This is a genomic window from Geobacillus sp. B4113_201601, assembly GCF_001587475.1.
GTDB classification, from domain to species: Bacteria; Bacillota; Bacilli; order Bacillales; family Anoxybacillaceae; genus Geobacillus; species Geobacillus icigianus.
This window is the reverse complement of sequence record NZ_LQYX01000001.1, coordinates 80,536-102,759: the sequence shown is the minus strand read 5'-3', so window position 1 is coordinate 102,759 and position 22,224 is coordinate 80,536. Positions and strand designations below refer to the sequence as shown.

The following is a 22,224-nucleotide window of genomic DNA, read 5'->3' as shown; positions in this document are numbered from 1 at the left end:
ATAGACAAATAATGTAAAAACAAAAGCAGGAGGCTGTCCTCAAAAGGTCGTTTTACCGACCTTTTGGGACAGCCTCGGAGTGAGGCTGCCGGCACCCAAGCCGAGCTGACAGCTCGCTGCCGAGCTGGCGCATGCGCACGGCCAAATCGCTGATCCGGTCGTCGGTCATGCGAATCGTTGGGCCGGAGACGCTGATCGCCGCTACGACACTGCCGGTATAGTCAAAAATGGGCACCGCCACACAGCGGATGCCATACTCGTTTTCTTCCAAATCGAGCGCATATCCGTTTTGCCGAACGGTCTCAAGCTCACGGAAAAATGCCTCGCGGTTGGTGATCGTTCGATCGGTATGCTTCGGCAGCCCTTTTCGCTCAATGATCTCGGCGGCCACCGCCGGCGGCAAATGCGCCAAAATTGCCTTTCCGACCGCCGTGCAGTGCATCGGCGCGCGCTTGCCGACTTTCGAATGCATGCGCAGCGTCTCTGTTCCTTCCAATTTTTCAATATAAATGACTTCCCCTTGGTCATAGACGACGAGGTGGATCACCTCATTCGTTTCCTTTTCGAGCTGGCGCAAATACGGCTTTGCCTCTTGGCGCAAATCGATCGAATCAAGCAGCTTCGAGCTGAGTTCCAAAAATTTGTAACCGAGCTTATACCGCTCCGTTTCCGGATGCTGTTCGATATAGCCGTATTGGGCGAGCGTCGTTAAAATACGATAGACCGAACTTTTGTTGATGTCCATTTGCTTGGCGATTTCCGTCACACCCAGCCCATCCTTTTTCGCGCTGACAATCTCGATAATTTGCAGCGCCCGGCGCACGGACTTGACCGTATGTTCTTTTTCCATTTCATTCACCTCGATTTGTTCTCTCTGCTCGTCATTATACACGAACAGCCGGGCGTTTGCAGGCAAAAAGAGGGCCACCGGCGCGCATGGCGCCGTCAGCGAGAAAACGGACAAATCCTACCCCTCTCTGACACGAATTCGTTCCGCAGTTTTTTCCGTGACTCGCGCCACCCCGGTCTCCACGGCGACGCGGGCGACGGCGGAAGCGACCGCTTCGACAACGCGCCGGTCAAACGGGTTCGGGATGACATAGTCTTCCGCCAGCTCTTTTGGCTGGATCAGCCCAGCGATGGCTTCGGCCGCAGCGATTTTCATCGCCTCATTAATCTCTGTCGCCCGCACGTCAAGCGCGCCGCGGAATACCCCCGGAAACGCTAACACGTTGTTCACTTGATTCGGCAAATCGGAGCGGCCGGTCGCGACAACAGCAGCTCCAGCGGCTTTCGCCTCATCCGGCATGATCTCCGGCACCGGATTGGCCAAAGCGAAGACAATGGCGTTGCGGTTCATCGTCTGCACCATCCTTGGCGTCAACGCGCCGGCAACGGAAACGCCGATAAACACATCCGCGCCTTGAATGACGTCCGCCAGTGTCCCGGAGATACGGCGGTGGTTCGTGTGCCGGGCAATCTCTTCCTTAATGACGTTCATCCCATGCGGGCGCCCTGCATAAATCGCTCCTTTTGTGTCGCAAACGATCAGGTCACCGACCCCCATCGACAGCAGCAATTTGGCGATCGCCACCCCGGCGGCGCCGGCGCCGTTGATGACCACCCGGCAATCGGCGAGCGATTTGCCGACCACTTTTAAGGCGTTCGCTAGCCCAGCGGCGACGACAATCGCCGTGCCATGCTGATCGTCATGAAACACCGGAATCCCCATTTCCTGGCGGAGCCGCTCTTCAATGACAAAGCAGGCCGGAGCGGCAATGTCCTCCAAGTTGATGCCGCCAAACGTCGGCTCAAGCAGTTTGACCGTTTGGATGATCTGCTCCGGGTCTTCCGTGTCCAAACAAAGCGGCACGGCATCGATGCCGGCAAACGCTTTAAACAAAGCGGCTTTCCCTTCCATGACCGGAAGCGCCGCCCGCGCGCCAATGTTGCCAAGCCCAAGCACCGCTGTGCCGTTGGAAACTACCGCAACGAAATTGCCTTTCACGGTATAGTTGTAAATTTCCTCTCCATCGGCACGAATTTGTTTGCACGGCTCGGCCACTCCCGGCGAATAAATGACGCTTAAATCGTTCGCATCCGTGACCGGCACTTTCAATTCCACGGTTAATTTCCCTTTCGCCTGCCGATGGACAAGCAACGCACGTTCCCGCAAATTCTCCATCGCTCATTCCCGGCTACCAACCTCGCTACATCGTTTGCGCCGTTTTGTTGTCCGTTTCGTTCTGAAACCGGCCAGTAGCAACGAGGAACTGCCCCCTTTCTATTTACAAAATTTTCAGAACAAATTCGATAAGGAAGGAACAAGGGCGCGCAGCCCTTGTTCAAGTGGTTGTTTATTGTTCCACTGCCGCAAATTTCGCTTTCGCTTCTTGACGGCGGCGGTGCAAAATCGGTTCCGTATAGCCGTTTGGCTGTTCGTAGCCGAGGAAAATGAGATCGCATGCCGCTTGGAACGCCACCGAATCGTCGTAGTTCGGCGCCATCGGACGGTAGTTCGGATCGCCGGCGTTTTGTTCGTCGACGACTTTCGCCATGCGCTTCAGCGTCTTGAGCACTTGCTCTTTCGTGCAAATGCCGTGATGGAGCCAGTTGGCGAGAATTTGGCTCGAGATGCGAAGCGTCGCCCGGTCTTCCATCAGCCCGATGTTGTGGATATCCGGCACTTTCGAGCAGCCGATCCCTTGGTCGATCCAACGGACGACATAGCCTAAAATGCTTTGGCAGTTGTTGTCAAGCTCCTCTTGAATGTCTTCCGCCGTCCATTGCGGGTTGTCGACGACCGGAATTTGCAAAATGTCGTCGCGGTAATCGCGCCGTTCGTTTGCCAGCTCGCTTTGCACAGCGGCGACGTTCACTTGATGGTAATGAAGCGCATGAAGCGTGGCCGCTGTCGGCGACGGCACCCATGCTGTATTGGCGCCGGCTTTTAATTGCGCTCCTTTTTGCTTCAGCATTTCCGCCATCAAATCCGGCATCGCCCACATTCCTTTGCCGATTTGCGCCCGGCCGCGGAAGCCGGCGGCAAGCCCAACGGCGACGTTCGATTTTTCGTACGCCTGCAGCCAAGTCGATGATTTCATCTCGTTTTTCCTGCGCATCGGCCCCGCTTCCATCGACGTGTGAATTTCATCGCCTGTCCGGTCAAGGAAGCCCGTGTTGATGAACACGATGCGGTCGCGCACTTGGTAGATGCAGTTTTTCAAGTTGAGCGACGTGCGGCGCTCTTCATCCATCACGCCGATTTTGATCGTATTCCGCTCAAGGCCGAGCAAATCTTCGACGCGGTCAAACAGCTCGTTGGCAAACGCCACTTCCGCCGACCCGTGCATTTTCGGCTTGACGATGTAAATCGAGCTTTTGCGCGAGTTCAAGTAGCGGGTGTTGCCGATCAGCGAATGTTTCATGATCAAGCTGGTAATCACCGCGTCGATAATCCCTTCGTGCACTTCTTCACCGTTGGCATCCAAAATGGCGTTGTTTGTCATTAAGTGCCCGACGTTGCGCACGAACATGAGCGAGCGGCCCGGCAGCACAAGCTCCCCGCCATCCGGCGTTTTGTAGACGCGGTCCGGATTCAAGGTGCGCGTCAACAGTTTTCCGTTTTTCTCAAACGTCGCGGTCAAATCACCTTTTATCAAACCAAACAAGTTGCGATACACGACCACTTTATCGTCGGCATCGACAGCTGCGACCGAATCTTCGCCGTCCATGATCGTCGTCACCGCTGCTTCTAAGACGATGTCTTTCACGCCGGCTTGATCCGTTTTGCCGACCGGATGTTCGCGGTCGATTTGAATTTCAATATGAAGGCCGTTGTTTTTGAGCAATACCGCCGTCGGGCGTTGCGGCTCACCTTGGAAACCGACGAATTTTTCCGGCTCTTTGAGCCCTGTCGTTGCCCCTCCTTCGATGGTCACGACGAGCTGCCCATCCACAATGGCGTACTGGACAGCGTCTTTATGGGAATATTGCGCCAGCGGCACCGCTTCATCTAAAAACTGCCGCCCGTAGGCGATCACTTTCGCCCCGCGCACCGGGTTGTACGACGAACCGCGTTCAGCGCCGTCTTCTTCACTGATGGCATCCGTCCCGTAAAGCGCATCATACAAGCTGCCCCAGCGGGCGTTGGCGGCGTTTAACGCATAGCGGGCGTTCGTCAGCGGCACGACGAGCTGCGGCCCGGCTTGCACGGCGATTTCGTCGTCCACGTTGTCCGTTGTAATCTCGAAATCTTCCACTTCCGGCTCCAAATAGCCGATGTCTGTCAAAAACGATTTGTATTCATTGAAATCAAAGCGGCCGCGATGCGCTTTATGCCACTCATTCAATTGGGTTTGAATTTCGTCGCGGCGGGCGAGCAATGCTTTGTTGCGCGGCGTCAGATCGGCAATGAGCGCGCCGAAATCGCGCCAAAACTTGTCTTGATTCACCCCGCTGTTCGGCAGAAGCTCCTCGTTGACGAAGTCGTACAGCACTTTGGCCACTTGGATCGTCCCTGTTTGTACGTACTCGGCCATCGTTCCAGTCCCCTTTCTTGTTTCTTATTACGAAACATTGTTTCTTAATTAACCTAAAAAAATGATACCATGAAAGCAAACAACGGGCAATCATTTTTGCAACATTTTCATTTGACTGGCAATGGCGCTTGTTTCGTCTCGACGCACCGCCCCGGGGTCGGAAACAGCTTGCCGGCATTGAGCAAGTTTTTCGGATTGAACACATCGCGGATCGCCGTTTGCGCCAAAATTTCCTCGTCCGTGAAAATGAAGCGCATCTCTTCTTTTTTCTCAATGCCAACGCCATGTTCCCCGGTAATCGATCCGCCGACCGCCGCGCACGCCTTGAGGCATTCGCTTCCGGCGGCAAGCGCCCGCTCCGTCTCCCCAGGCTTGCTCGCGTCAAACAGCACAAGCGGGTGCAAATTGCCGTCGCCGGCGTGGAAAATGTTAGCGATTCTCAACCCATACCTGCGGCTGATCGCGGCGATTTCCCGCAGCACTTCCGGCAGCCGGCTGCGCGGAATGACGCCATCCTGCACTAAATAGTCAGGCGAAATCGCCCCCATGGCGCCAAAGCCGGTTTTCCGGTTCGCCCACCAGCGGGCTCGTTCTTCCTCTGACTGAGCGACTTTCACTTCGCGCACACGATGGCGGCGGCAAATCGTTAAAATATCGTTGATTTGTTCGTCGATTCCAGCGGAAATGCCATCCACTTCAATGAGCAACAGCGCGGCGATGTCTTTCGGATGCCCGACCGGAAACGCGGCCGCTTCGACCGCCTCGATGGCGGTTTGATCCATCATCTCGAGCGCTGCCGGCACGATCCCGGCGGAGATGATGTCGGAAACGGTTTGGCTCGCGTCTTCGACTTCATCAAAATAAGCGAGCACCGTCTGTTTCGCCTCGGGATTTTTCAGCAGGCGGACGGTAATTTTCGTCACGATGCCAAGCGTCCCTTCCGACCCGGTCAGCAGCCCGAGCAAATCGTAGCCGGGCGGATCGGGGACGCCGTTTCCGCCGATTTCAATCACTTCGCCGGTTGGCAAGACGACTTCAAGCCCTAAAATATGGCTCGTCGTCACCCCATATTTCAAGCAATGGGCGCCGCCTGCGTTTTCCGCGACGTTGCCGCCGATCGTGCAGCAATATTGGCTTGACGGGTCGGGCGCGTAGTAATAGCCGCGGTGGGCGACTGAGTTCGTCAGCTTCAAATTGACAAACCCCGGTTCAACAACGGCGCGGCGATTTTCCAAGTCCACATGCAACAGCCGCTTCATCCGCGTTAAGCTGATGACGACTTCGCCGTTTAACGGAATCGCTCCGCCGCTTAGCCCCGTGCCGGCGCCGCGGGCGAGAAACGGAAGGTCATGCTTATGACAATAGTTGACGATTGCCGCCACTTCCTCAGTGCTGTTTGGAAAGACAACGGCCCTTGGCAAATGGCGGTGGACGGTGAACCCGTCGCAGTCATAGGCGATCAAGTCTTCCTTGCGGTACAAAATCGCCGTTTCGCCGACGATGCCGGCGAGCGCCTGAATGTGCGGGTCGTTCGTTGCAATCGGCCGCTTTCTCATATGCGCACGTCCTTCCCTTCTTCTTTTTGATACGCCCAATCGAGCAGCTGCACCGTATGGACGATTTTTTGGTTTCGGCCATGTTTCATGACGCCAAGCGCCATTTGCAGCATGCAGCCCGGGTTGCCCATCGAGATGAGTTCCACCTCTTGCGGCACGTGTTGCATTTTGCTCTCCAGCACCGCTTGCGCCATCTCCGGATGGGTGATGTTGTAAATGCCCGCACTGCCGCAGCAGCGGTCGGCGTTCGGCATGGCGACCATTTCCACACCCGGAATGCTTTCGAGCAAGGCGCGCGGCTCTTGGCGGATGCCTTGGCCGTGGGCAAGGTGGCACGCATCATGGTACGTGAGGCGCACGTTCAGTTCGGCTCGCGGCCGCTCAAAACCGGTATCATGCAGAAACTTTGACACATCCTCGACTTTGGCGGCAAATTGCTCTGCTTTTTCATGCCATTTCGGATCATCGCGGAACAGTTCCGGATATTCTTTCAACATGCAGCCGCAGCCGGCGGCGTTGACAATGACATGGTCGACATGCTGAAACGCCTCGATGTTTTGCCTAGCGAGCTTCCGGCCCGTTTCGCGGTCGCCGGCATGCACATGAAGCGCCCCGCAGCACGTCTGGTTCGGCACGATGACGACGTCATTGCCGTTTCGCGCCAATACGCGGATCGTCGCCTCGTTAATGTCGCTAAACATCACGTCCATCACGCAACCGGTCAAGATCGCGACCGTCCGCTTTGTTTCCCCCTTCGCCTTGATGAGCGGCGCGCGCTTATACTTTTTCCGCACCGGCGTGCCGACCTCGGGCAAAACGGCCTCCATCTCCGCCAAATGGTCCGGCATCACCCGCAGCAATCCGGTTTTGCGCGCCACCGTCTGCAGCCCGCTTTTTTGGTACAGCTTCAACAAGCGGCCCAGCCAATCAAGGCGCGACGGGTGCGGGAACACCCCTTTTAGGAAAAAGTCGCTGACAAACGCCTTCCAGCCTGTAAGCGGCACCGCCTGGCGAAGCTGGCCGCGCACTTGTTCAATCAGACCGCCGACGTCGACATCGGCCGGGCAAGCCGTCGTACAGGCGCGGCAATCCAAGCACGTAAAAATCGGGTCAAGCAAATCCAGCGTTAAATCAAGCTTCCCTTCCCCGACTGACTTCATCAAATGAACGCGGCCGCGCGGGGAGTGCTGCTCTTGGCCGGTTTGTTCGTACGTCGGGCACGACTCTAAACACATGCCGCAATGGACGCAATCGGCCCACTTGCTTGGGTCGGGCAAATCGGCGAACCGGTAGTTGCCAAGGCTCGCGGTCGCACACGCCGGACTGCCCGTCCGCTCACTTGTCATGGCGTTCATCATTAAATCCCCCCAATAAAGCGCTGATCGTTGACCGTTTTGTTTGGATCGACTTTCCGTTTGATGCCCTCAAGCAAGAAAACGTACGATGGCTTTCCGCCCCAGACATCGATGCGCTGGCGCAGCGAAAACGGCAAATGTTTCACCACCGCGTAGCCGCCGAGGCGAACTGCCGTTTGACGCAGCTCCTCGATCGCCGTCAACACGTCCTTTTCGCCGCCGCGCACGTACGCCTGACAAAGCCCATGGCCCAAACCGCCGTGCGCTTCGAGGCGGACATGGCAGCGGTCCGCAATTAAAGCGCTTTCTCGCAAGACAGAGAGCACATCCAAGTTGACAACCCCGATTTTCACTGCCGCTTCCACACCGTTTTCTGCCGGCGCCAGACGCCCGTTTGGCGCCACGGTATAAAATGTCCGCCAAAAGGCGGAAGCCTCCGCGCCGGCGAAAACGGCCATTTCCGCTGTTTGCGGCCGCAGGCGTTCGACCGACTGCTCTTGATAATGAACGGCGCTTTCCACATCCTCAAACCCGATCACAAGCGTATAAACCGGTCGTCCTGTCAGCCGCTCGGCCAGCGCCGGGTTGAGCAGTTCAAAACAAATCGGCTCCATCATCGTATCAAGGAACGAAACGGCGAACGAGCGAACGTCATGAAGATCGCCGCTTGGGAACGACAACAGCACAATGCTTTCATATTTCGCCAGCGGCCGGAGCTTGAACGTAATCTCGCTCAGCACGCCGAGCGTCCCCATCGCCCCGATAAACAGTTTGTTCATGTCATAACCGGCGACGTTTTTCACCACTTTGCCGCCAGAACGGATGACCGTGCCGTCCGGATAGACGACGCGCAGCCCGATGACCGAATCGCGCGCTGCCCCATAGCTGAGCCGCTTCGGCCCGCTGTCGTTCGCGGCAATGACCCCGCCGATCGTCGCTTCCTCCGGCCAAAACGGGTCCAAGGCGACTTTTTGCCGATACGGAGCGAGCGCGCGCTGCAACTCGCCAAACACCGTTCCCGCTTTGACCGTGACCGTCATATCGGCGGCCGCGTGTTCGACAATGCCGGCATAGCGTTCCAACGACAGCAAGATGTCCACCTGCGCCCGCTGCCCACCAAACCCCCGTTTTGTGCCGCGTCCGGCGATGGCGACTTTTTTGCCATGGCGGTCGGCATAGCGGAGCACCGCAGCGATTTCTTCCTCTGTTTGCGGATAGACCGTCACCGCCCCATCATTGCCAAGGGGATGGAACGTTTCATTCCGTTTGATTTGTTCCGAATGCAAAAACGCCTGCAGCTCCTCAAGCCATGCCAATGAAAGCATGAGCGCCCTCCTTTGTTTCGTAATAGGAAACACTGTTTCTTTTTATCTGTAAAAAAAAGCAAGCCGCTTGAACCGTTGTCTTCATCAGGAAGAGCGTTCCGAGAGGATTGGACACCTTTTCTGATCCCCCGTCATATCGACAGGCGGTTTCGCCCCAAACAACCTTTTGGGGCCGGCCCCCTCTACTTCTATTAAATCATCGCGCCTCCATTTTTTCAATGAATTTTTTGAATTTAGATATCATTTTGTTCATTCTGTCTCTTTCACCATCACGCCAACCCGCTGCTCGAGCAGCTGGATGACGGCTGACATATCCAAATCGGCCAGTCCGGCGGCGATGGCTTCGGCAAACGCTTTTTCTGCTGGAATGCCGAGCCGGCGGCCGAGGCCGATTTCATCCATCAACTCGTTCGCCAAGCGCACGTCTTTATGTACGTATTTCATCGCCCCACCGGGAGTGAATCGACGCGGCAGCACGAACTGCTCCATATGGCGGCGCAGCATCCGGCTGTCTCCGTAGCTTTCTTTTAGCAGCCGATACAGCTTCCCGGCGTCGAGCCCGTAAGCGACGCCGGCGACCATCGCTTCCGCCGCGGCGACCGAATGGACGGCGACCAAGTACTGGTTGATCGCTTTGGCTGCGCTGCCGGCGCCGCTTTCTCCTAAATATTCGACCGTTTTTCCCAACGCACCAAGCAGCGGGCGCGCCTGCTCCCACGCCGCTTGATCGCCGCCGACCATCATCGTGAGCGTTCCTTGTTCCGCCCCTTCCGGCCCGCCGCTGACCGGCGCATCCAAATAGGCGACGCCGCGCTGACGGGCCCGTTCGGCCACAAGCCGGCTCGTCTTTGGGCCGACGGTTGTAAAATCGAGGCAAACCGTTCCCGGACGGGCCGCCTCGAGAATGCCGCCTTCCCCTGTGTACATATTGATGACATCATCCGGCATCGATAAGCATGTGCAAATGACATCCGCCCCGCCGGCCAGTTCTGCCACTGTCGCCGCCTGTTGGGCGCCAAGGTTGACAAGCGGAACCGCTTTTTCTGGCGTACGGTTATACACCGTGACATTGAATCCCGCTTCCAGCAGGCGTCTGGCCATGCGCGAGCCCATCACGCCCAAGCCGATAAAGCCGACTCGTGTCATCGTCCTCCTCCTTCCTGCCGACGATATTCCTCATACCAGCCCAAACTTTCGCTGCTTTCCCGCGATGGAATGTACTCAAGGCCAATCGCTCCATTGTAGCCGCGCTTTTGCAAAAAGGCGAACATCTCGCGATACGGCAGCGCCCCCGTCCCCGGCTCATGCCGCCCGGGGGCATCGGCGAATTGGACATGGGCAATGAGCGGCTCGTAAGCAGCAAACATAGCCGCCACATCGAAGCCAAGCCGCGCCATATGATAGATGTCATACTGCAGCTTGATGTTCGGCCGGCCGAGATCGCGGATGATCGCCGCTGCTTCGGCAATGTCCGTTAAAAAGTAGCCGGGCATATCGAACGGATTGATCGGTTCAATCATCAGCGTCAACCCATGAACCGCAAGCGCTGCCGCCGCTTCGTCGATGCGGCGCATATACGTTTCCTTCGCCTGCTCGCGCGCCATCTCCTTCGGCACGACTCCAGCCATGCAATGAAGATGCGGCACACCAAGCTCAACCGCATAGCGCAGCCCCTCTTCCAGCGCCCGCTGAAACGCTTCATGACGATCGGGAAAAATCGCGAGTCCACGCTCCCCCTTTTCCCAATCGCCCGCTGGCAAATTGATCAAAAGAAGCGACAGTTCGTGTGCTTCCAACTCACAAGCAATCGCCTCCGGCGCCGCCGCATACGGAAACTGGCACTCTACCAATGAAAACCCGTGCTGCCTTGCCTTGGCAAACCGGGCGAGAAACGGCGTCTCCGTAAACACGGTCGATACATTGACGGCAAACTTCATCCTGTGACTCCTTCCCCCCCTTTTGTACTTTTTTGTTATTCTCCTCACCCCCCGCCGATTCCTGCTTCACCCCGTCCCCCCTTTCACACCGTAAAAAAAGAGCCGCACCATGTCTTCGACCAATCGCTCGTTATACAAGGAAGGGGGAATTTTTTCCGACAGCTCCCGCCATCCGTTCAAGTAAAGCAACAGCGCCTCGAATGACGAAAAACGGGCGCTGTCGTTATCCGGCGGAGCCACCGTTCTGTTTTACAGCTTGGATCTCATCGGCAAGCTGACTGAAAAAGCCGAATGGCTCCGATATGGGTCGATCTTTGCCGCTTTCGAGCCTGGAAACATCGCCCAAGGCCAAGCCGAATGGCTCCCTGTCTCCCTGTTGTTATTCGCGCTCGGCGCCCTCGGCTACACGGCAGGAATTGGCCTGTTTGCCAAGCGCGACTTGCCGCTTTGATCCGTGCCCTCGTCATAGAAAAAGGGCTGCTCCTTTTGGCAGCCCTTTTGGATGCTCAATCGTCATCGCTGGCGAAAAAACGCAAAATATAGACAAACAAGTTGATGAAATCAAGGTAAATATTGACGACAATCATCGGAATGTCCGCTTCCGTAAAACCGTAGCGAGCCAAACGGTTGATGTCGTAAATCGTAAAGCCAAGGAAAATCAAAATCCCTAGCGCCGCCACTCCCATTTGCCCGACGCTCGAGAACGGGATGAACCATTGAATGATCAACAAGCCAAGGAGCGCAAACGCGCCAAGCATCAAAAATCCGCCGAGGAACGAAAAATCTTCTTTCGTTCGCGCCGCGTAAATGGCAACGCCCGTAAACGAGACCACCGCTAGGGCAAACGCTTTGAACACCGCCGCCGCGCCGATGATGGAAATGTAATAGCCGATGAGCGGATAAAGCGTCGCCCCCGAGACAAACATAAAGGCAAACATGAGCGGATAGCCGACCGCTTTTTTGCTGCGGGCGAAGATCATCACCAAAAGCAAAATGAGTTCAAGCGCATAAAGCGGCAAATAAAGGCCGGCCGGCACCCATTGCCCGGCGTACAGCCCTGCGGTCGCGACGGCCAACGCCGCGAGAAATGAAACCGCCAACTTCGCCACCGGGCTGTGCGGACGATAAACGGTCGAATGATTCATGGCAACCCCCTCCTTTTTCTTTCTAGTTTAACATATGTTTGTTTCTTGTCACAGTCCCCTCTTTTTTCCGCCGCCATAGCCATCGCGCCATCCTTCTCCGCCGCCCCGCATTGGCCAACGTTCGATCCGTTGAAACCAGCGGGTCGCGAACAGTTTTTTCAGCACTGGCGGGACGACGAACAGGATGAAGAAAATGCGGAACATTTGGTAGCTCGTCACGATCGCAAGGCTCGCGCGCGCTTCCTGCGCCAAAATCCCCATCTGATCCATGCCGCCTGGCGCCAAAGCGATGAAGGCGGTCAAATAAGGGACACCGTGCCAGCTTGTCAGCACAAACGCGGAAGCCATAGAAAACAAAATAAGGAAAAAACCGGTGGAAGCCGCCGCAAGCATCATGTTCCGTTTCTCCTTCATACCAGCCGGCTTAAGCGTGAAACCGAGATACGCCCCCATCGTCATTTGCGCGATGTCCAATATCGGCGCCGGCAAGTCCGGCGCCGGCACCCCAGCGATCACCAGCGCCGCCGTCCCGATGATCGGGCCAAGCAAATACGCGGTCGGCAGTTTTAGGCGCTTGCCAACGAGTGCGCCGGCAACGGTAACGATGAAATACAATAAAGCAAGGCCCACCGTCCAATCCGGCCCTTGCTCGGTTCCAGCATCCGCAGCCGCTCCGGAGCTGCCGGAAAACATCGGGCCTAAAGCGATAAGCGGAACAAGAAAGACAACGCCCATAAGGCGCGTCACTTGAAAGAGCGTCACGACCGTTATGTCGACTCCTTTTAGCTCTTCGCCGAGAACGAGCATTTGCGACAACCCGCCAGGGATGCTGCCGGTGACGATCGAGCGGAGCGGAATGCCGGTTATGCGCGCCGCCGCACAAGAGAGCAGAAAGCTAAACAATAAAATCAACACTGTCGCCAACAACATTGACGGCAGCTGTCGGCCCATCTCAGCGAGCGTCGCCGCCGTCATCGATGTGCCGAGCGTATAGCCGATCGGGATGAGCCCGGCGTTGCGAATCGCCATCGGCCAATACAGCTTGCCTTTCAAAAAATGCTCCGCTATCAGCAACACCGCCGCCGGACCAAGCACCCAGTGAAGCGGGACGCGCAAAAGTGCAAATCCGATGCCGCCTGACGCTGCGATCACAAACGTCAAGGCGATGCGCATCAGGTTGTTCTTCCCTTGTTGTCCTCCCGAAGCCAAATGGAACACTTCCCTCCGCCTTTAGTGAGCGACCGTTACCGAACGATTTGAGGGCGGCGCTTGGGCAAAAAGGGACAGCAACAGCCGCTTTACGATTGATAAACGAAGAAACGGCAAACAAAAACATTCCTCTCCTGTTTGGCGGAGAGGAATTCTTCGCTTGCCCACGAACGGCAAGGAAACGTGCCGTCATCTTTTGCGCCCTTCGCTTAATCGGCAAATAAATCAGATGACAAATACCGCTCGCCGGAGTCCGGCGCCATGCAAAGGACGCGGGCGCCTTTCGGGAGCTGCTCGGCCACTTTGATGGCGTAATAGGCGCTCGCCGCGGCCGAAGCGCCGACCAACACGCCTTCCTTCGCCGCCAGTTTGCGCGCCATCTGCTGGGCATCCTCATCTTTGATCAAAAAAATGTCATCATAAATCGAGCGGTTTAAAATTTTCGGGATAAACCCCGGACCCGTGCCGGGAATTTTGTGCGGCCCCGGCTTGCCGCCCGACAAGACGGGCGAGCCGTACGGTTCAACGACATAAATGCGCAAATTCGGGATCCGCTTTTTCAATTCTTCTCCTGTTCCCGTCACCGTTCCCCCGGTGCCGGCGGTGAGCACGAACGCATCGAGCCGCCCAGCGAACGCTTCGTAAATTTCCACCGCCGTCGTATGCCGATGCGCGTCCGGATTGGCCGGATTTTCAAACTGCATCGGGATGAAGCTGTCCGGAATTTCGCGGGCGAGCCGGTTCGCCTCATCGATCGCTCCTTGCATCCGTTTCTCCGCCGGCGTCAAATAGACTTCGGCCCCGTACGCCTTTAAAATTTTCACCCGCTCGACCGTCGCGTTCTCCGGCATCGTGATGATGCAGCGATACCCGCGGGCGGCGCACACCATCGCCAAGCCGATGCCGGTGTTGCCAGATGTCGGTTCAATGATCGTGCTTTTTCCCGGCGCAATTTTCCCTTCCGCCTCGGCGCGGCGGATCATTTCCCAAGCCGGCCGATCTTTGACACTGCCACCTGGGTTAAACGATTCAAGCTTTATGTATACATCCGCCCCGTTCGGGTCCGGAAGGCGGCGCAGCCTGACCATCGGCGTGCCGCCGATCAAATCCAAAATGGACTCATACAGTTTCACAGCATTCCCCAACCTTTTGAAAGAGATTTCTGACTGTTTCATTATACATGATGCGTCCTTGTTTATTCAAACCATCGGCGCTGTTTCATGGCAGCGGACATAGACATTCCCCTATGGCTCGTGAAAAACGGATGTTTCTTTTAAACGATGGGGGAAGGTGTGAAAGGCCATTCTGATGCGACAGGGTTTTTCGATTTGAGAAACGAGGTTGGTAAGCGGCCTGCTTCCTTATATCACCACCTTCCCCCTGCTTTGTCGCCAAAGTGCCGTGCGCAGCGCACAGACGATTTTCCCCCTGTTCTCGGCCGATGTTCCCTCTTATAATGAAAGTAACAGCACGTGATCGAAAGTGAGGTGGCCTTTTTGGCAACGATCGCACAGCAGCTCGTCACCCATTTGGAAGCCCAGTTGCCCTGCTTTCTGGTCGAATGGCGGCAACAGATGAAAATTGCCAAAGATGATAAATATATCGATCTTGCCGAGCAAAACGGACTAGCCGTATTTGAACTTGTCAAAGAGGCGCTGCTCCGTTCGCCGTCCAGCGAGGCAGTGGAGTGCCTAGCCAACAAAATCGCCAAGGAACGGGCAGAAATGAACGCCGGCATCGGCGCGCTCGTCTACAATGTCAATCTAGGTCGGCGGCTCGTCATCCATCATGCGTTGACCGCGCCGCTATCCATCAGCGCGCTCGCACCGCTCATCGGCCATTTAAACGAACTGTTTGACCAATTTTTGTTTCATGCCGTCACGAAATACAGCGAACTAAAAGAGAAGGAGCTGCGCGAAAAAAACATGCTCATTGCCCGGTCGCATCAAGACCGACTGACCTTGCTCGGGCAAATGTCATCGAGCTTTGTCCATGAATTTCGCAACCCATTGACCGCTGTTATCGGGTTCATTCAGCTGCTAAAGTTTGAACATCCCGATCTTCCCTACTTAGACATTATCGACCATGAATTGCAGCAGCTGAAATTTCGCATTTCACAGTTTCTGCATGCCTCACGCAAAGAAATTGTCGAAAGTGAAAAGGAAACGTTTTCACTGCGCCGACTGTTAGAGGAAATCATCGACTTTTTATACGCGACGATCGTCGACTGCGATGTAAACATTTCGTTGGCGATCGATGAATCGATACATATTTTCGCCTATAAAGATCAGATTCGCCAAGTCGTAGTCAACATTTTGCTCAATTCGATCGAAGCGGTAAAAGAAAAGGAAAAACCGCGCCGTATCGAAATTGTCGCCCGCCGTCAAGATGCGGATATCATCATTGACATCGCCAACAACGGCCCGGCCATCCCCGCCGATATCGTCGAGACTATTTTTGAGCCGTTTTTTACGACCAAAAAATTAGGAACGGGCATCGGCCTTTACATTTGCAAAAACATCATCGCGGACCATGGCGGGGATATTTGCTGCTTTTCCAACGCCAATAGGACAACGTTTTCGATTCGTCTTCCTGCATCATCCCCCTTCCGATTGGGCATGATGGATGAAAAAAGGGGATGCTGATGAAATCGCAATGGAAGCGCTGGTTGGAACAGGCAGCAGGCGCCGTTCGCGAATGGGTTGGTCAGGAAACCCATTCATTCGCCGAGCTGGCTGAGCTGATCCGCCATCATCCTGATACCGTTCAGTCTGAACGGACATGGCTCGGCTTGACGTACCGATTTTACTCGCTGGCGCTCAAGATGGAAACAAACGAGGAGGTGAACACCATGCATCGCCGATGGAAGAGAGAGGCAGTCTTGAGTGCAGCCGCAGCTTTGGTCGTCATCGCCGCCATTAGTTTCCACCGGCCGGCGACCGAACAGAACGCCCCGGCCCCACCGCGGCTTGAGCCGTTTGACACCAAAGACAGGCGCACTCACCCGACCGTCGTCACCTTGGACAGTCTCAGCGCAGGCGAACAGCTGAAACAGCGATTGAACGGGCACCCGCGCATTCGGGAAATCCGCCACAACCGCCGCGGCGACCGAAGCCACTATTTTGCAAACGACATCATCGTCCGTTTCCGGACGATGCCGACCGATCGCGAGCTTGCGCAAATCGAGGCCGCCGTTGCCGGACGGCTTGTTCAACAGTTTGATCACGTGTTTGTCTTCCGTTCGCGCGAGCGGACATATGAAGAGATGCGCCGCTATTTCCGCACGATTCCAGCGGTCGACTATTGCGAACCGAACTACATTTACATGCAAAATGACCTTCGAGAAGCAGTGGAAAGGCCAAACGATTCGTTTTACGCCCGCTATCAATGGAATTTGCCCGCCATTGCTACGGAAGCGGGTTGGACGTTGTCGCGCGGCAGACGAACCGTACCTGTCGCCGTGATTGACAGCGGCGTCGATTTGACTCATCCCGATTTGGCCCGCCGCCTCGGTCCCGGGTACAACGTGTTGGCCAACGATCGTTTGCCGGCAGACGAAAACGGTCATGGCACCCATGTTGCTGGCATCATCGCCTCACAGCCAAACAACGGCGAGGGGATTGCTGGCATGACTTGGCTGAACCCGATTCTGCCCGTTAAGGCATTGAACGCCGATGGCTATGGAACAAGCATTGACGTGGCGAAAGGAATCCGTTGGGCGGTCGATCACGGCGCCAAAGTCATTAATTTGAGCCTTGGCAATTACCAACCTTCTTCGGTGCTGGAGGAAGCGATTCGTTACGCCGATCAACACGATGTCGTCCTTGTGGCCGCTTCCGGCAATGACAGCACGTCCCAGCCGAGCTTTCCGGCCGCTTACCCGGAAGTGATCAGCGTCGGGGCGGTAGACCCGGATCTTTCGTACGCGTTGTACTCCAACTATGGCGATTATGTCGATGTCGTCGCGCCCGGGACGAACATTGCCAGCACGTTTGCCGGACACCGGTACGCCGCCCTTTCCGGCACGTCGATGGCCGCGCCACACGTCGCCGCGCTCGCCGCTTTGATCCGCTCTATCAACCCGCGCCTCACCAACGACGAGGTGCGCCGCGTGATCATTCAGAGCGCCGTCGATTTAGGCGACCGCGGAAAAGACCCGTATTATGGTTATGGGTTGATTAACGTTTACCGTGCGCTTCAGCTGGCAAAAGCCTCCGCTTCCTAAGAAGCTGGAAAACGGGTGTTTGTCTTGAGCAAGGGGGAGCGTGTGAAAGACGATCCTGATGCGGCAGAGCTTTTCTATTTGAGAAACGGGGTTGAAAAGCAGCGTGCTCCGTTAAATCACCAGCCTTCTAAGCACCGCCATCCTGCGCTGTGCGGCCAACCATTGAATGGCGCAAAAAACGATGGGGCGTTGTTACCTCCCCATCGTTTTTTGATGTGTCAATATCGTCGTGACAATGCCGACAACGGTGACAACGACAAGCGAGTGAACAAATGGCACAGCATCGATGAGCAAGCTTCCGACCGAAATAATGCAAGCATCAATAACAAAGATAATGACTCCCACATTCCAGTTCGTCAATCTGGAAATAAACTGGGCAAGCAAGTCGGTGCCGCCCGTGCTCGTCTCTTCGCGCAGCATCACACCGATGCCCATACCGACGAACGTCCCGCCGATGACTGCGGCTAAGAGCGGGTCTACGGTCACAATGCCGCGCAACCCCGACAATACATCGATCATCCACGAGGAGAAAAGAAGGCCGTGCAAACTGTTGTAAAAAAACGGACGGTAATAAAACCAAGCCGCCAAATAAAGAGGAACGCTTAAGACGATCATCGTCAAGCCCGCTTGAACGTGCCAGACGTATTTGACGATCAGCCCAAGGCCGATCATCCCCCCGTCAAGCAAATGATGGGGAACGAAAAAAACGTTGATCCCGATGCCGAGCAGCACGCTTCCCCCAACGATTGCCGCCAGTTTTCGCATCACCATGGTCGATCCCTCCGCCCCATTGGCCATTCGGCCAGCCCAAAACGAACAACGTGTCCCAGTAGTATGTATATGGCTTTTGCCGGCCACGTTTGTCTCTTTTTTGCTGCGCCGGCGCGAAGAAACGGCGGATCGTTTAGCGGCTTGCGAACGAAAAATAAGAGGCTAGGCGTCAAGGCCTAGCCTCTTATTTTTGCGCTTTTGTCTCCTCGTCGTCATCGATGATGCCTTTGGTTGCGTTTTTAAATTCACGCAACGTCTTCCCGGCTGCCCGACCTAATTCCGGCAGCTTTTGCGGACCAAACATCAACAAAGCGAAAAAGACGATGAGCGCAATTTCTCCAAAGCCGATACTCATATTGGTCACTCCAATGTCCAACATCGTTTCTCAAGATATTATAGCATACCAAGGTCAGGCATGTCATCGTCTTTCCCTTTGGCGTTAATGATTTGTAACAGCTGCGTCATACCCTCGGTTTCATGCCGACCGTTTTTCACCCAATCATCACCTTTCTGTGGCAAACTCATGTCATGGACAGTGGCCATGTCGTTGACTCCCCTCAAAAAAAAGAGGATCATTCGAATTCGTGTAATACAGAAAGGAGGAGAAACACTATGAAGGAGCGGGATTACTATTTTGACAACGCCAAATGCGCGTTAATGCTCCTCGTCGTGTTTGGCCACTTTCTGCGCCCGTACATTGACGGCGTCTTATGGGTGCACAGCTTGTATACGTGGATCTTCTTCTTCCATATGCCGGCATTCATCTTCATTTCCGGCTACTTTGCTAAGCGATTCTATGAGCAAGGCTACTTGCCGAAAATCATGAAAAAGCTGCTGTTTCCGTACTTGTTGTTCCAGTTTCTTTACTCTATCTACTATTTCTTCCTGTACGATCAATCGTCGCTCGAACTCGACGTATTGACTCCGCATTGGAGCTTATGGTTTTTGCTTAGCCTGTTCAGTTGGAACGTTTTGTTGCTCTGGTTCGGACGGCTGCCAAAATGGGCGGCGCTGCCAGCCGCGCTTTTGCTTGGGCTTGCCGGCGGCATGATGGAAGCGGAAAAATGGTTAAGCTTGTCGCGAACGCTCACGTTTTTTCCGTTCTTTCTGCTCGGGTTTTTCACGCAAAAGTCGTTGATCGAGCGCTTGTTCGCTGTTCCTGTGCGTCTCGTCTCCCTTGCGGTGCTGGTCGGAATGTTCCTTCTGATTCACTTCGGCTTTCCGGACCTCCCGCAAGATTGGCTGTATGGTTCGAAATCGTACGATACGCTCGGCGTTTCCGAACCGACGGGCATCATGAACCGCCTCGTCATTTATGCGGCCAGCTTGGTAATGATGTTCAGCTTTCTGGCGCTCATCCCGAGCCGGCGCTTCTCCTTTTCCGTGCTCGGGGCGCGCACGTTTTACATCTATATCTTGCACGGGTTTATTTTAAAATATTTGCACGAAACGCCGTTCCCGGATTTTATTATGGATGTGCACGGCTATCCGCTACTGCTCGGCTTGTCGATCGCCGTGATGCTCATCCTCGGCAGCCAGCCGGTCATCCGGCTCGTGCGGCCGCTGTTGGAATGGCGGCTGCCGAAGTGGCGGCAGACCGCGTCATAGCGTGCAAAAAGGGTGTCCCGCAACAGATCGGGACACCCTTTTCCATGCCTTCTTGGCGAACATGTTGGTCGAGGAACTGAAAGCGCCCCCAACGGATCGAGACGCTCTTTTTTCCATGCCATCTATACGTGCTGACTCCTTCGAACGAGTCGCTCGTGAAGGCGGACGATTTTTCAGCTCGCCCTCGCTTGTAACAGTCTCGCCGCCGGTTTAGCGCGAGCGGGCGGCTTGCACCGCCGCGGCCAGCGCGGCCGCCACCGCTTTTGGCTCCGAAGCGGAAGCGATGGCGCTAATGACGGACACACCGTCCGCTCCGGCTTCAATGACCGCTTGCGCATTGTCAACCGTGATGCCGCCGATGGCGACAATCGGAATCGCGATTCCTTGTTCGCGCAAGGATCGGAGAATCTCCGGTCCTTGCGCCTCGTTCGCATCTTCTTTCGAGCGGGTCGGATAAATCGGACCGACGCCGATGTAGTCGGCGCCCGCCTCAATGGCCGCTCTCGCCTCCTCGACATTATGAGCGGAAACGCCAAGAATTTTGTCGCCGATCTTCTCCCGCACGCGCCGGGCGTCTTCATCGTCTTGGCCGACATGAACGCCGTCGGCATCAATGGCGATGGCCAGCTCGACATCATCGTTGACGATCAGCGGCACGCCATGCGCGCGGCAAAGCCGCTGCAGCTGCCGAGCCAGCGCTTCCTTTTCTGCCCCCTGTAAAGCTCCCGCTCCCTTTTCGCGAAATTGAAACAGCGTCACGCCGCCGTCAAGCGCTTCTTTCAACACGTCGACAGCCGGCCGCTCGCTGTTTTGGCTTCCCATAATGAAGTAAACGGCCAGCCGCTTTTTCATCTCCTCCCTCGCGATGCGCGCCATCGACCTCACTCCCCGTATTGCCGGTAAGCCCAATGATTCGTCGGCCCGTGTCCATGGCCGATGCCGAGCGGATGGGCGATCGCTGATTGCACAAACGCTTTCGCCGTCCCGACGGCATCGACCGGGTGTCTTCCTTTTGCCAGCTCAGCCGCCACCGCTGCGGCGAACGTGCAGCCGGTTCCGTGCGTATGACGCGTATCAATCCGCTTACTTTTAAAATACGAAAATTCGCTGCCGTTATACAAAAGGTCAACCGTCTCCTCGCCCTCATCGTCATGGCCGCCTTTCACGACGACATAGCGGGCGCCCATGCGGTGGAGAAGGCGCGCGGCTTCGCGACGGTCATCCATCGTCCGGATCGCAACACCCGTTAGCGCTTCCGCTTCCGGAATGTTCGGCGTAATGACAAGCGCCAACGGCAACAGCGCCTCTTTCAGCGCCGCCACCGCCTCTTCCTGCAACAGCGGCGCACCGCCTTTGGCGATCATCACCGGGTCGACGACCACCCGCTCCCATTGATGCTTTTTCACTTGTTCGGCAACGGTGCGGATGATCTCAGCGCTAAAGAGCATACCCGTTTTGACCGCATCTGCCCCTAAATCCGTCGCCACCGATTCGATTTGGGCGGCAACGGCTTCCGCCGAGAGCGGATAAACTCCTTGAACGCCGAGCGTATTTTGCGCGGTCACCGCCGTAATCGCCGACATGCCGAAGACACCGAGCTCTTGGAACGTTTTCAAGTCGGCCTGAATGCCGGCGCCACCACCGCTGTCCGACCCAGCAATCGTCAACGCTTTATAGACGGTCATCGTTCTTCCTCTCCTTTTCCCTTACCGTTGTTCGACCCGGCCGGTACGCTTCACATCATCGGCTGTCGTATGCGCGAGCGCATCCAAAAACGCTGCTTGGAAGCTGCCCGGGCCGCGCTCTCCCGCCTCCGCAGCCGCCCGTTCCGCCGCAACGCCATAATACGTAAGCGCCGCCACCGCCGCCTTGACCGCATCGCGCTCAACGGCCGCAAACGCTCCGATGACCGACGTCGCCAAACAGCCGGTGCCTGTCACTTTCGTCAGCAGCGGGTGCCCATTGCCGACCACATAGACGGCTTGCCCATCGGTGACGACATCTTCTTTTCCCGTAATCGCCACGACGGTGCCAAGCTCGACGGCCGCCCGTTTGGCCAAAGCAACCACATCTCCGTTTCCTTGGCCGGCATCAACCCCTTTAATCATCCATCGTTCACCGATCATATTGGCGATCTCCGCCGCATTGCCGCGTACAACCGCGAGTTTGATCTGTTCGGCGATACAGCGCGCCGTCTCCGTTCGGTAGCCGGTCGCTCCGACACCGACCGGATCGAAAATGACGGGCACACCAGCCTCGTTGGCCGCCCGGCCAGCCATAAGCATCGCCTCGACTTCGGCCGCGTTCAACGTTCCGATATTCAACACGAGCGCCCCGGCGAGCTTCGCCATCTCGGCCACTTCCTCTTTCGCATACGCCATCACCGGCGAAGCGCCGAGCGCTAAGAGTCCGTTCGCCGTAAAGTTCGTCACGACGACATTCGTGATATTGTGGACGAGCGGATTCGCTTTTCGCACGCGCTCGAGCAGCTCCGCCCCTTCATACCGATGGCTCATTCCCGAATCCATCCCCCTTTTCACTCGACCTCTTTA

22 protein-coding genes are annotated in these 22,224 nt (G+C 56.1%); 4 read left to right on the top strand and 18 right to left on the bottom strand.

The window, feature by feature from the left end; genetic code table 11:
• Positions 1 to 52: 52 nt before the first annotated feature.
• The 9 genes from B4113_RS00470 to B4113_RS18335 form a co-directional block, all read right to left on the bottom strand.
• Entirely contained in the window at positions 53 to 850 is a 798-nt protein-coding gene (locus tag B4113_RS00470; RefSeq protein ID WP_061912059.1) for an IclR family transcriptional regulator, read from the bottom strand.
• Positions 851 to 967: 117 nt separating this feature from the next.
• Positions 968 to 2,185, bottom strand: coding sequence for an NADP-dependent malic enzyme (locus B4113_RS00465; protein ID WP_033017744.1), 1,218 nt, complete (start codon positions 2,183 to 2,185; stop codon positions 968 to 970).
• Positions 2,186 to 2,357: 172 nt separating this feature from the next.
• Positions 2,358 to 4,541: a malate synthase G gene (locus tag B4113_RS00460; protein WP_061912058.1), complete on the bottom strand. Its 2,184-nt coding sequence runs from the start codon at positions 4,539 to 4,541 to the stop codon at positions 2,358 to 2,360.
• Between the two features lie 107 nt (positions 4,542 to 4,648).
• Positions 4,649 to 6,097: an FAD-binding oxidoreductase gene (locus B4113_RS00455; RefSeq protein WP_061912057.1), complete on the bottom strand. Its 1,449-nt coding sequence runs from the start codon at positions 6,095 to 6,097 to the stop codon at positions 4,649 to 4,651.
• On the bottom strand, positions 6,094 to 7,455 hold the full coding sequence (locus B4113_RS00450; protein ID WP_153017103.1) for a (Fe-S)-binding protein: 1,362 nt from the start codon (positions 7,453 to 7,455) through the stop codon (positions 6,094 to 6,096). The genes B4113_RS00455 and B4113_RS00450 overlap by 4 nt, the downstream gene beginning before the upstream one ends.
• The gene (locus B4113_RS00445) at positions 7,455 to 8,777 is read right to left on the bottom strand and encodes an FAD-binding oxidoreductase (RefSeq protein WP_033843982.1); all 1,323 of its coding nucleotides are present in this window, start codon (positions 8,775 to 8,777) and stop codon (positions 7,455 to 7,457) included. Before B4113_RS00445 ends, B4113_RS00450 begins: the two co-directional genes overlap by 1 nt.
• Before the next feature lie 249 nt (positions 8,778 to 9,026).
• Positions 9,027 to 9,923, bottom strand: coding sequence for an NAD(P)-dependent oxidoreductase (locus B4113_RS00440; RefSeq protein WP_033843983.1), 897 nt, complete (start codon positions 9,921 to 9,923; stop codon positions 9,027 to 9,029).
• The gene (locus tag B4113_RS00435) at positions 9,920 to 10,714 is read right to left on the bottom strand and encodes a hydroxypyruvate isomerase family protein (RefSeq protein ID WP_033843984.1); all 795 of its coding nucleotides are present in this window, start codon (positions 10,712 to 10,714) and stop codon (positions 9,920 to 9,922) included. The genes B4113_RS00440 and B4113_RS00435 overlap by 4 nt, the downstream gene beginning before the upstream one ends.
• Positions 10,715 to 10,780: 66 nt before the next feature.
• Positions 10,781 to 10,954, bottom strand: a complete 174-nt coding sequence (locus tag B4113_RS18335) for a hypothetical protein (RefSeq protein WP_197055025.1) — start codon at positions 10,952 to 10,954, stop codon at positions 10,781 to 10,783.
• 16 nt (positions 10,955 to 10,970) lie between these two features.
• On the opposite strand from B4113_RS18335, the gene B4113_RS00430 reads away from it, so the two are divergent.
• On the top strand, positions 10,971 to 11,165 hold the full coding sequence (locus B4113_RS00430) for a hypothetical protein (RefSeq protein WP_033843985.1): 195 nt from the start codon (positions 10,971 to 10,973) through the stop codon (positions 11,163 to 11,165).
• A gap of 55 nt (positions 11,166 to 11,220) precedes the next feature.
• On the opposite strand, the gene B4113_RS00425 is transcribed toward B4113_RS00430, so the two are convergent.
• The 3 genes from B4113_RS00425 to cysK all read right to left on the bottom strand — a co-directional run bounded on the left by B4113_RS00425 (position 11,221) and on the right by cysK (position 14,201).
• A complete protein-coding gene (locus B4113_RS00425; protein ID WP_031409863.1) occupies positions 11,221 to 11,859 on the bottom strand; it encodes a Bax inhibitor-1/YccA family protein in 639 nt (212 codons plus the stop codon).
• Positions 11,860 to 11,907: 48 nt separating this feature from the next.
• Entirely contained in the window at positions 11,908 to 13,032 is a 1,125-nt protein-coding gene (locus tag B4113_RS00420) for an AbrB family transcriptional regulator (RefSeq protein ID WP_051985030.1), read from the bottom strand.
• Between the two features lie 245 nt (positions 13,033 to 13,277).
• A complete protein-coding gene (gene cysK, locus B4113_RS00415) occupies positions 13,278 to 14,201 on the bottom strand; it encodes a cysteine synthase A (protein WP_033017751.1) in 924 nt (307 codons plus the stop codon).
• A gap of 363 nt (positions 14,202 to 14,564) precedes the next feature.
• Here cysK and B4113_RS00410 point away from each other — a divergent pair, with 363 nt between their 5' ends.
• Positions 14,565 to 15,713: a histidine kinase N-terminal domain-containing protein gene (locus B4113_RS00410; RefSeq protein ID WP_051985032.1), complete on the top strand. Its 1,149-nt coding sequence runs from the start codon at positions 14,565 to 14,567 to the stop codon at positions 15,711 to 15,713.
• 206 nt (positions 15,714 to 15,919) lie between these two features.
• Positions 15,920 to 17,293, top strand: coding sequence for a S8 family peptidase (locus tag B4113_RS00405; protein WP_033017749.1), 1,374 nt, complete (start codon positions 15,920 to 15,922; stop codon positions 17,291 to 17,293).
• Positions 17,294 to 17,485: 192 nt separating this feature from the next.
• On the opposite strand, the gene B4113_RS00400 is transcribed toward B4113_RS00405, so the two are convergent.
• The 3 genes from B4113_RS00400 to B4113_RS19790 form a co-directional block, all read right to left on the bottom strand.
• Positions 17,486 to 18,064, bottom strand: a complete 579-nt coding sequence (locus tag B4113_RS00400) for a YitT family protein (protein WP_369802205.1) — start codon at positions 18,062 to 18,064, stop codon at positions 17,486 to 17,488.
• Between the two features lie 184 nt (positions 18,065 to 18,248).
• Positions 18,249 to 18,419 carry a twin-arginine translocase TatA/TatE family subunit gene (locus tag B4113_RS00395; protein WP_033017733.1) on the bottom strand — a complete coding sequence of 57 codons (171 nt, stop codon included), beginning with the start codon at positions 18,417 to 18,419 and terminating at the stop codon, positions 18,249 to 18,251.
• 38 nt (positions 18,420 to 18,457) lie between these two features.
• Complete coding sequence (locus B4113_RS19790) at positions 18,458 to 18,607, bottom strand: hypothetical protein (RefSeq protein WP_156102726.1); 150 nt, start codon at positions 18,605 to 18,607, stop codon at positions 18,458 to 18,460.
• Between the two features lie 69 nt (positions 18,608 to 18,676).
• Between B4113_RS19790 and B4113_RS00390 the strand changes: the two genes are divergently transcribed.
• Entirely contained in the window at positions 18,677 to 19,672 is a 996-nt protein-coding gene (locus B4113_RS00390; protein WP_033017732.1) for an acyltransferase family protein, read from the top strand.
• 210 nt (positions 19,673 to 19,882) lie between these two features.
• Here B4113_RS00390 and thiE read toward each other — a convergent pair whose 3' ends face one another.
• The 3 genes from thiE to thiM are packed head-to-tail and all read right to left on the bottom strand — an operon-like array spanning position 19,883 to position 22,188.
• A complete protein-coding gene (gene thiE, locus B4113_RS00385) occupies positions 19,883 to 20,548 on the bottom strand; it encodes a thiamine phosphate synthase (RefSeq protein ID WP_033017730.1) in 666 nt (221 codons plus the stop codon).
• Positions 20,549 to 20,553: 5 nt separating this feature from the next.
• Entirely contained in the window at positions 20,554 to 21,357 is an 804-nt protein-coding gene (thiD, locus tag B4113_RS00380; protein WP_033017729.1) for a bifunctional hydroxymethylpyrimidine kinase/phosphomethylpyrimidine kinase, read from the bottom strand.
• A 21-nt stretch (positions 21,358 to 21,378) separates the two neighbouring features.
• Positions 21,379 to 22,188 carry a hydroxyethylthiazole kinase gene (gene thiM, locus B4113_RS00375; RefSeq protein WP_033017728.1) on the bottom strand — a complete coding sequence of 270 codons (810 nt, stop codon included), beginning with the start codon at positions 22,186 to 22,188 and terminating at the stop codon, positions 21,379 to 21,381.
• Positions 22,189 to 22,224 lie beyond the last annotated feature (36 nt).

What these genes read in the sequence shown, in the direction of transcription:
- B4113_RS00435 (WP_033843984.1), bottom strand. Translation starts at nt 10,714, where the DNA reads ATGAAGTTTGCCGTCAATGTATCGACCGTGTTTACGGAGACGCCGTTT.
- B4113_RS00390 (WP_033017732.1), top strand. Translation starts at nt 18,677, where the DNA reads ATGAAGGAGCGGGATTACTATTTTGACAACGCCAAATGCGCGTTAATG.
- B4113_RS00450 (WP_153017103.1), bottom strand. Translation starts at nt 7,455, where the DNA reads ATGATGAACGCCATGACAAGTGAGCGGACGGGCAGTCCGGCGTGTGCG.
- thiE (WP_033017730.1), bottom strand. Translation starts at nt 20,548, where the DNA reads ATGGCGCGCATCGCGAGGGAGGAGATGAAAAAGCGGCTGGCCGTTTAC.
- B4113_RS00425 (WP_031409863.1), bottom strand. Translation starts at nt 11,859, where the DNA reads ATGAATCATTCGACCGTTTATCGTCCGCACAGCCCGGTGGCGAAGTTG.
- B4113_RS00470 (WP_061912059.1), bottom strand. Translation starts at nt 850, where the DNA reads ATGGAAAAAGAACATACGGTCAAGTCCGTGCGCCGGGCGCTGCAAATT.
- B4113_RS00460 (WP_061912058.1), bottom strand. Translation starts at nt 4,541, where the DNA reads ATGGCCGAGTACGTACAAACAGGGACGATCCAAGTGGCCAAAGTGCTG.
- B4113_RS19790 (WP_156102726.1), bottom strand. Translation starts at nt 18,607, where the DNA reads ATGGCCACTGTCCATGACATGAGTTTGCCACAGAAAGGTGATGATTGG.
- thiD (WP_033017729.1), bottom strand. Translation starts at nt 21,357, where the DNA reads ATGACCGTCTATAAAGCGTTGACGATTGCTGGGTCGGACAGCGGTGGT.
- B4113_RS00405 (WP_033017749.1), top strand. Translation starts at nt 15,920, where the DNA reads ATGCATCGCCGATGGAAGAGAGAGGCAGTCTTGAGTGCAGCCGCAGCT.
- B4113_RS00465 (WP_033017744.1), bottom strand. Translation starts at nt 2,185, where the DNA reads ATGGAGAATTTGCGGGAACGTGCGTTGCTTGTCCATCGGCAGGCGAAA.
- thiM (WP_033017728.1), bottom strand. Translation starts at nt 22,188, where the DNA reads ATGAGCCATCGGTATGAAGGGGCGGAGCTGCTCGAGCGCGTGCGAAAA.
- B4113_RS00420 (WP_051985030.1), bottom strand. Translation starts at nt 13,032, where the DNA reads ATGCGCATCGCCTTGACGTTTGTGATCGCAGCGTCAGGCGGCATCGGA.
- B4113_RS00445 (WP_033843982.1), bottom strand. Translation starts at nt 8,777, where the DNA reads ATGCTTTCATTGGCATGGCTTGAGGAGCTGCAGGCGTTTTTGCATTCG.
- B4113_RS00440 (WP_033843983.1), bottom strand. Translation starts at nt 9,923, where the DNA reads ATGACACGAGTCGGCTTTATCGGCTTGGGCGTGATGGGCTCGCGCATG.
- B4113_RS00395 (WP_033017733.1), bottom strand. Translation starts at nt 18,419, where the DNA reads ATGAGTATCGGCTTTGGAGAAATTGCGCTCATCGTCTTTTTCGCTTTG.
- B4113_RS00455 (WP_061912057.1), bottom strand. Translation starts at nt 6,097, where the DNA reads ATGAGAAAGCGGCCGATTGCAACGAACGACCCGCACATTCAGGCGCTC.
- B4113_RS00400 (WP_369802205.1), bottom strand. Translation starts at nt 18,064, where the DNA reads ATGGTGATGCGAAAACTGGCGGCAATCGTTGGGGGAAGCGTGCTGCTC.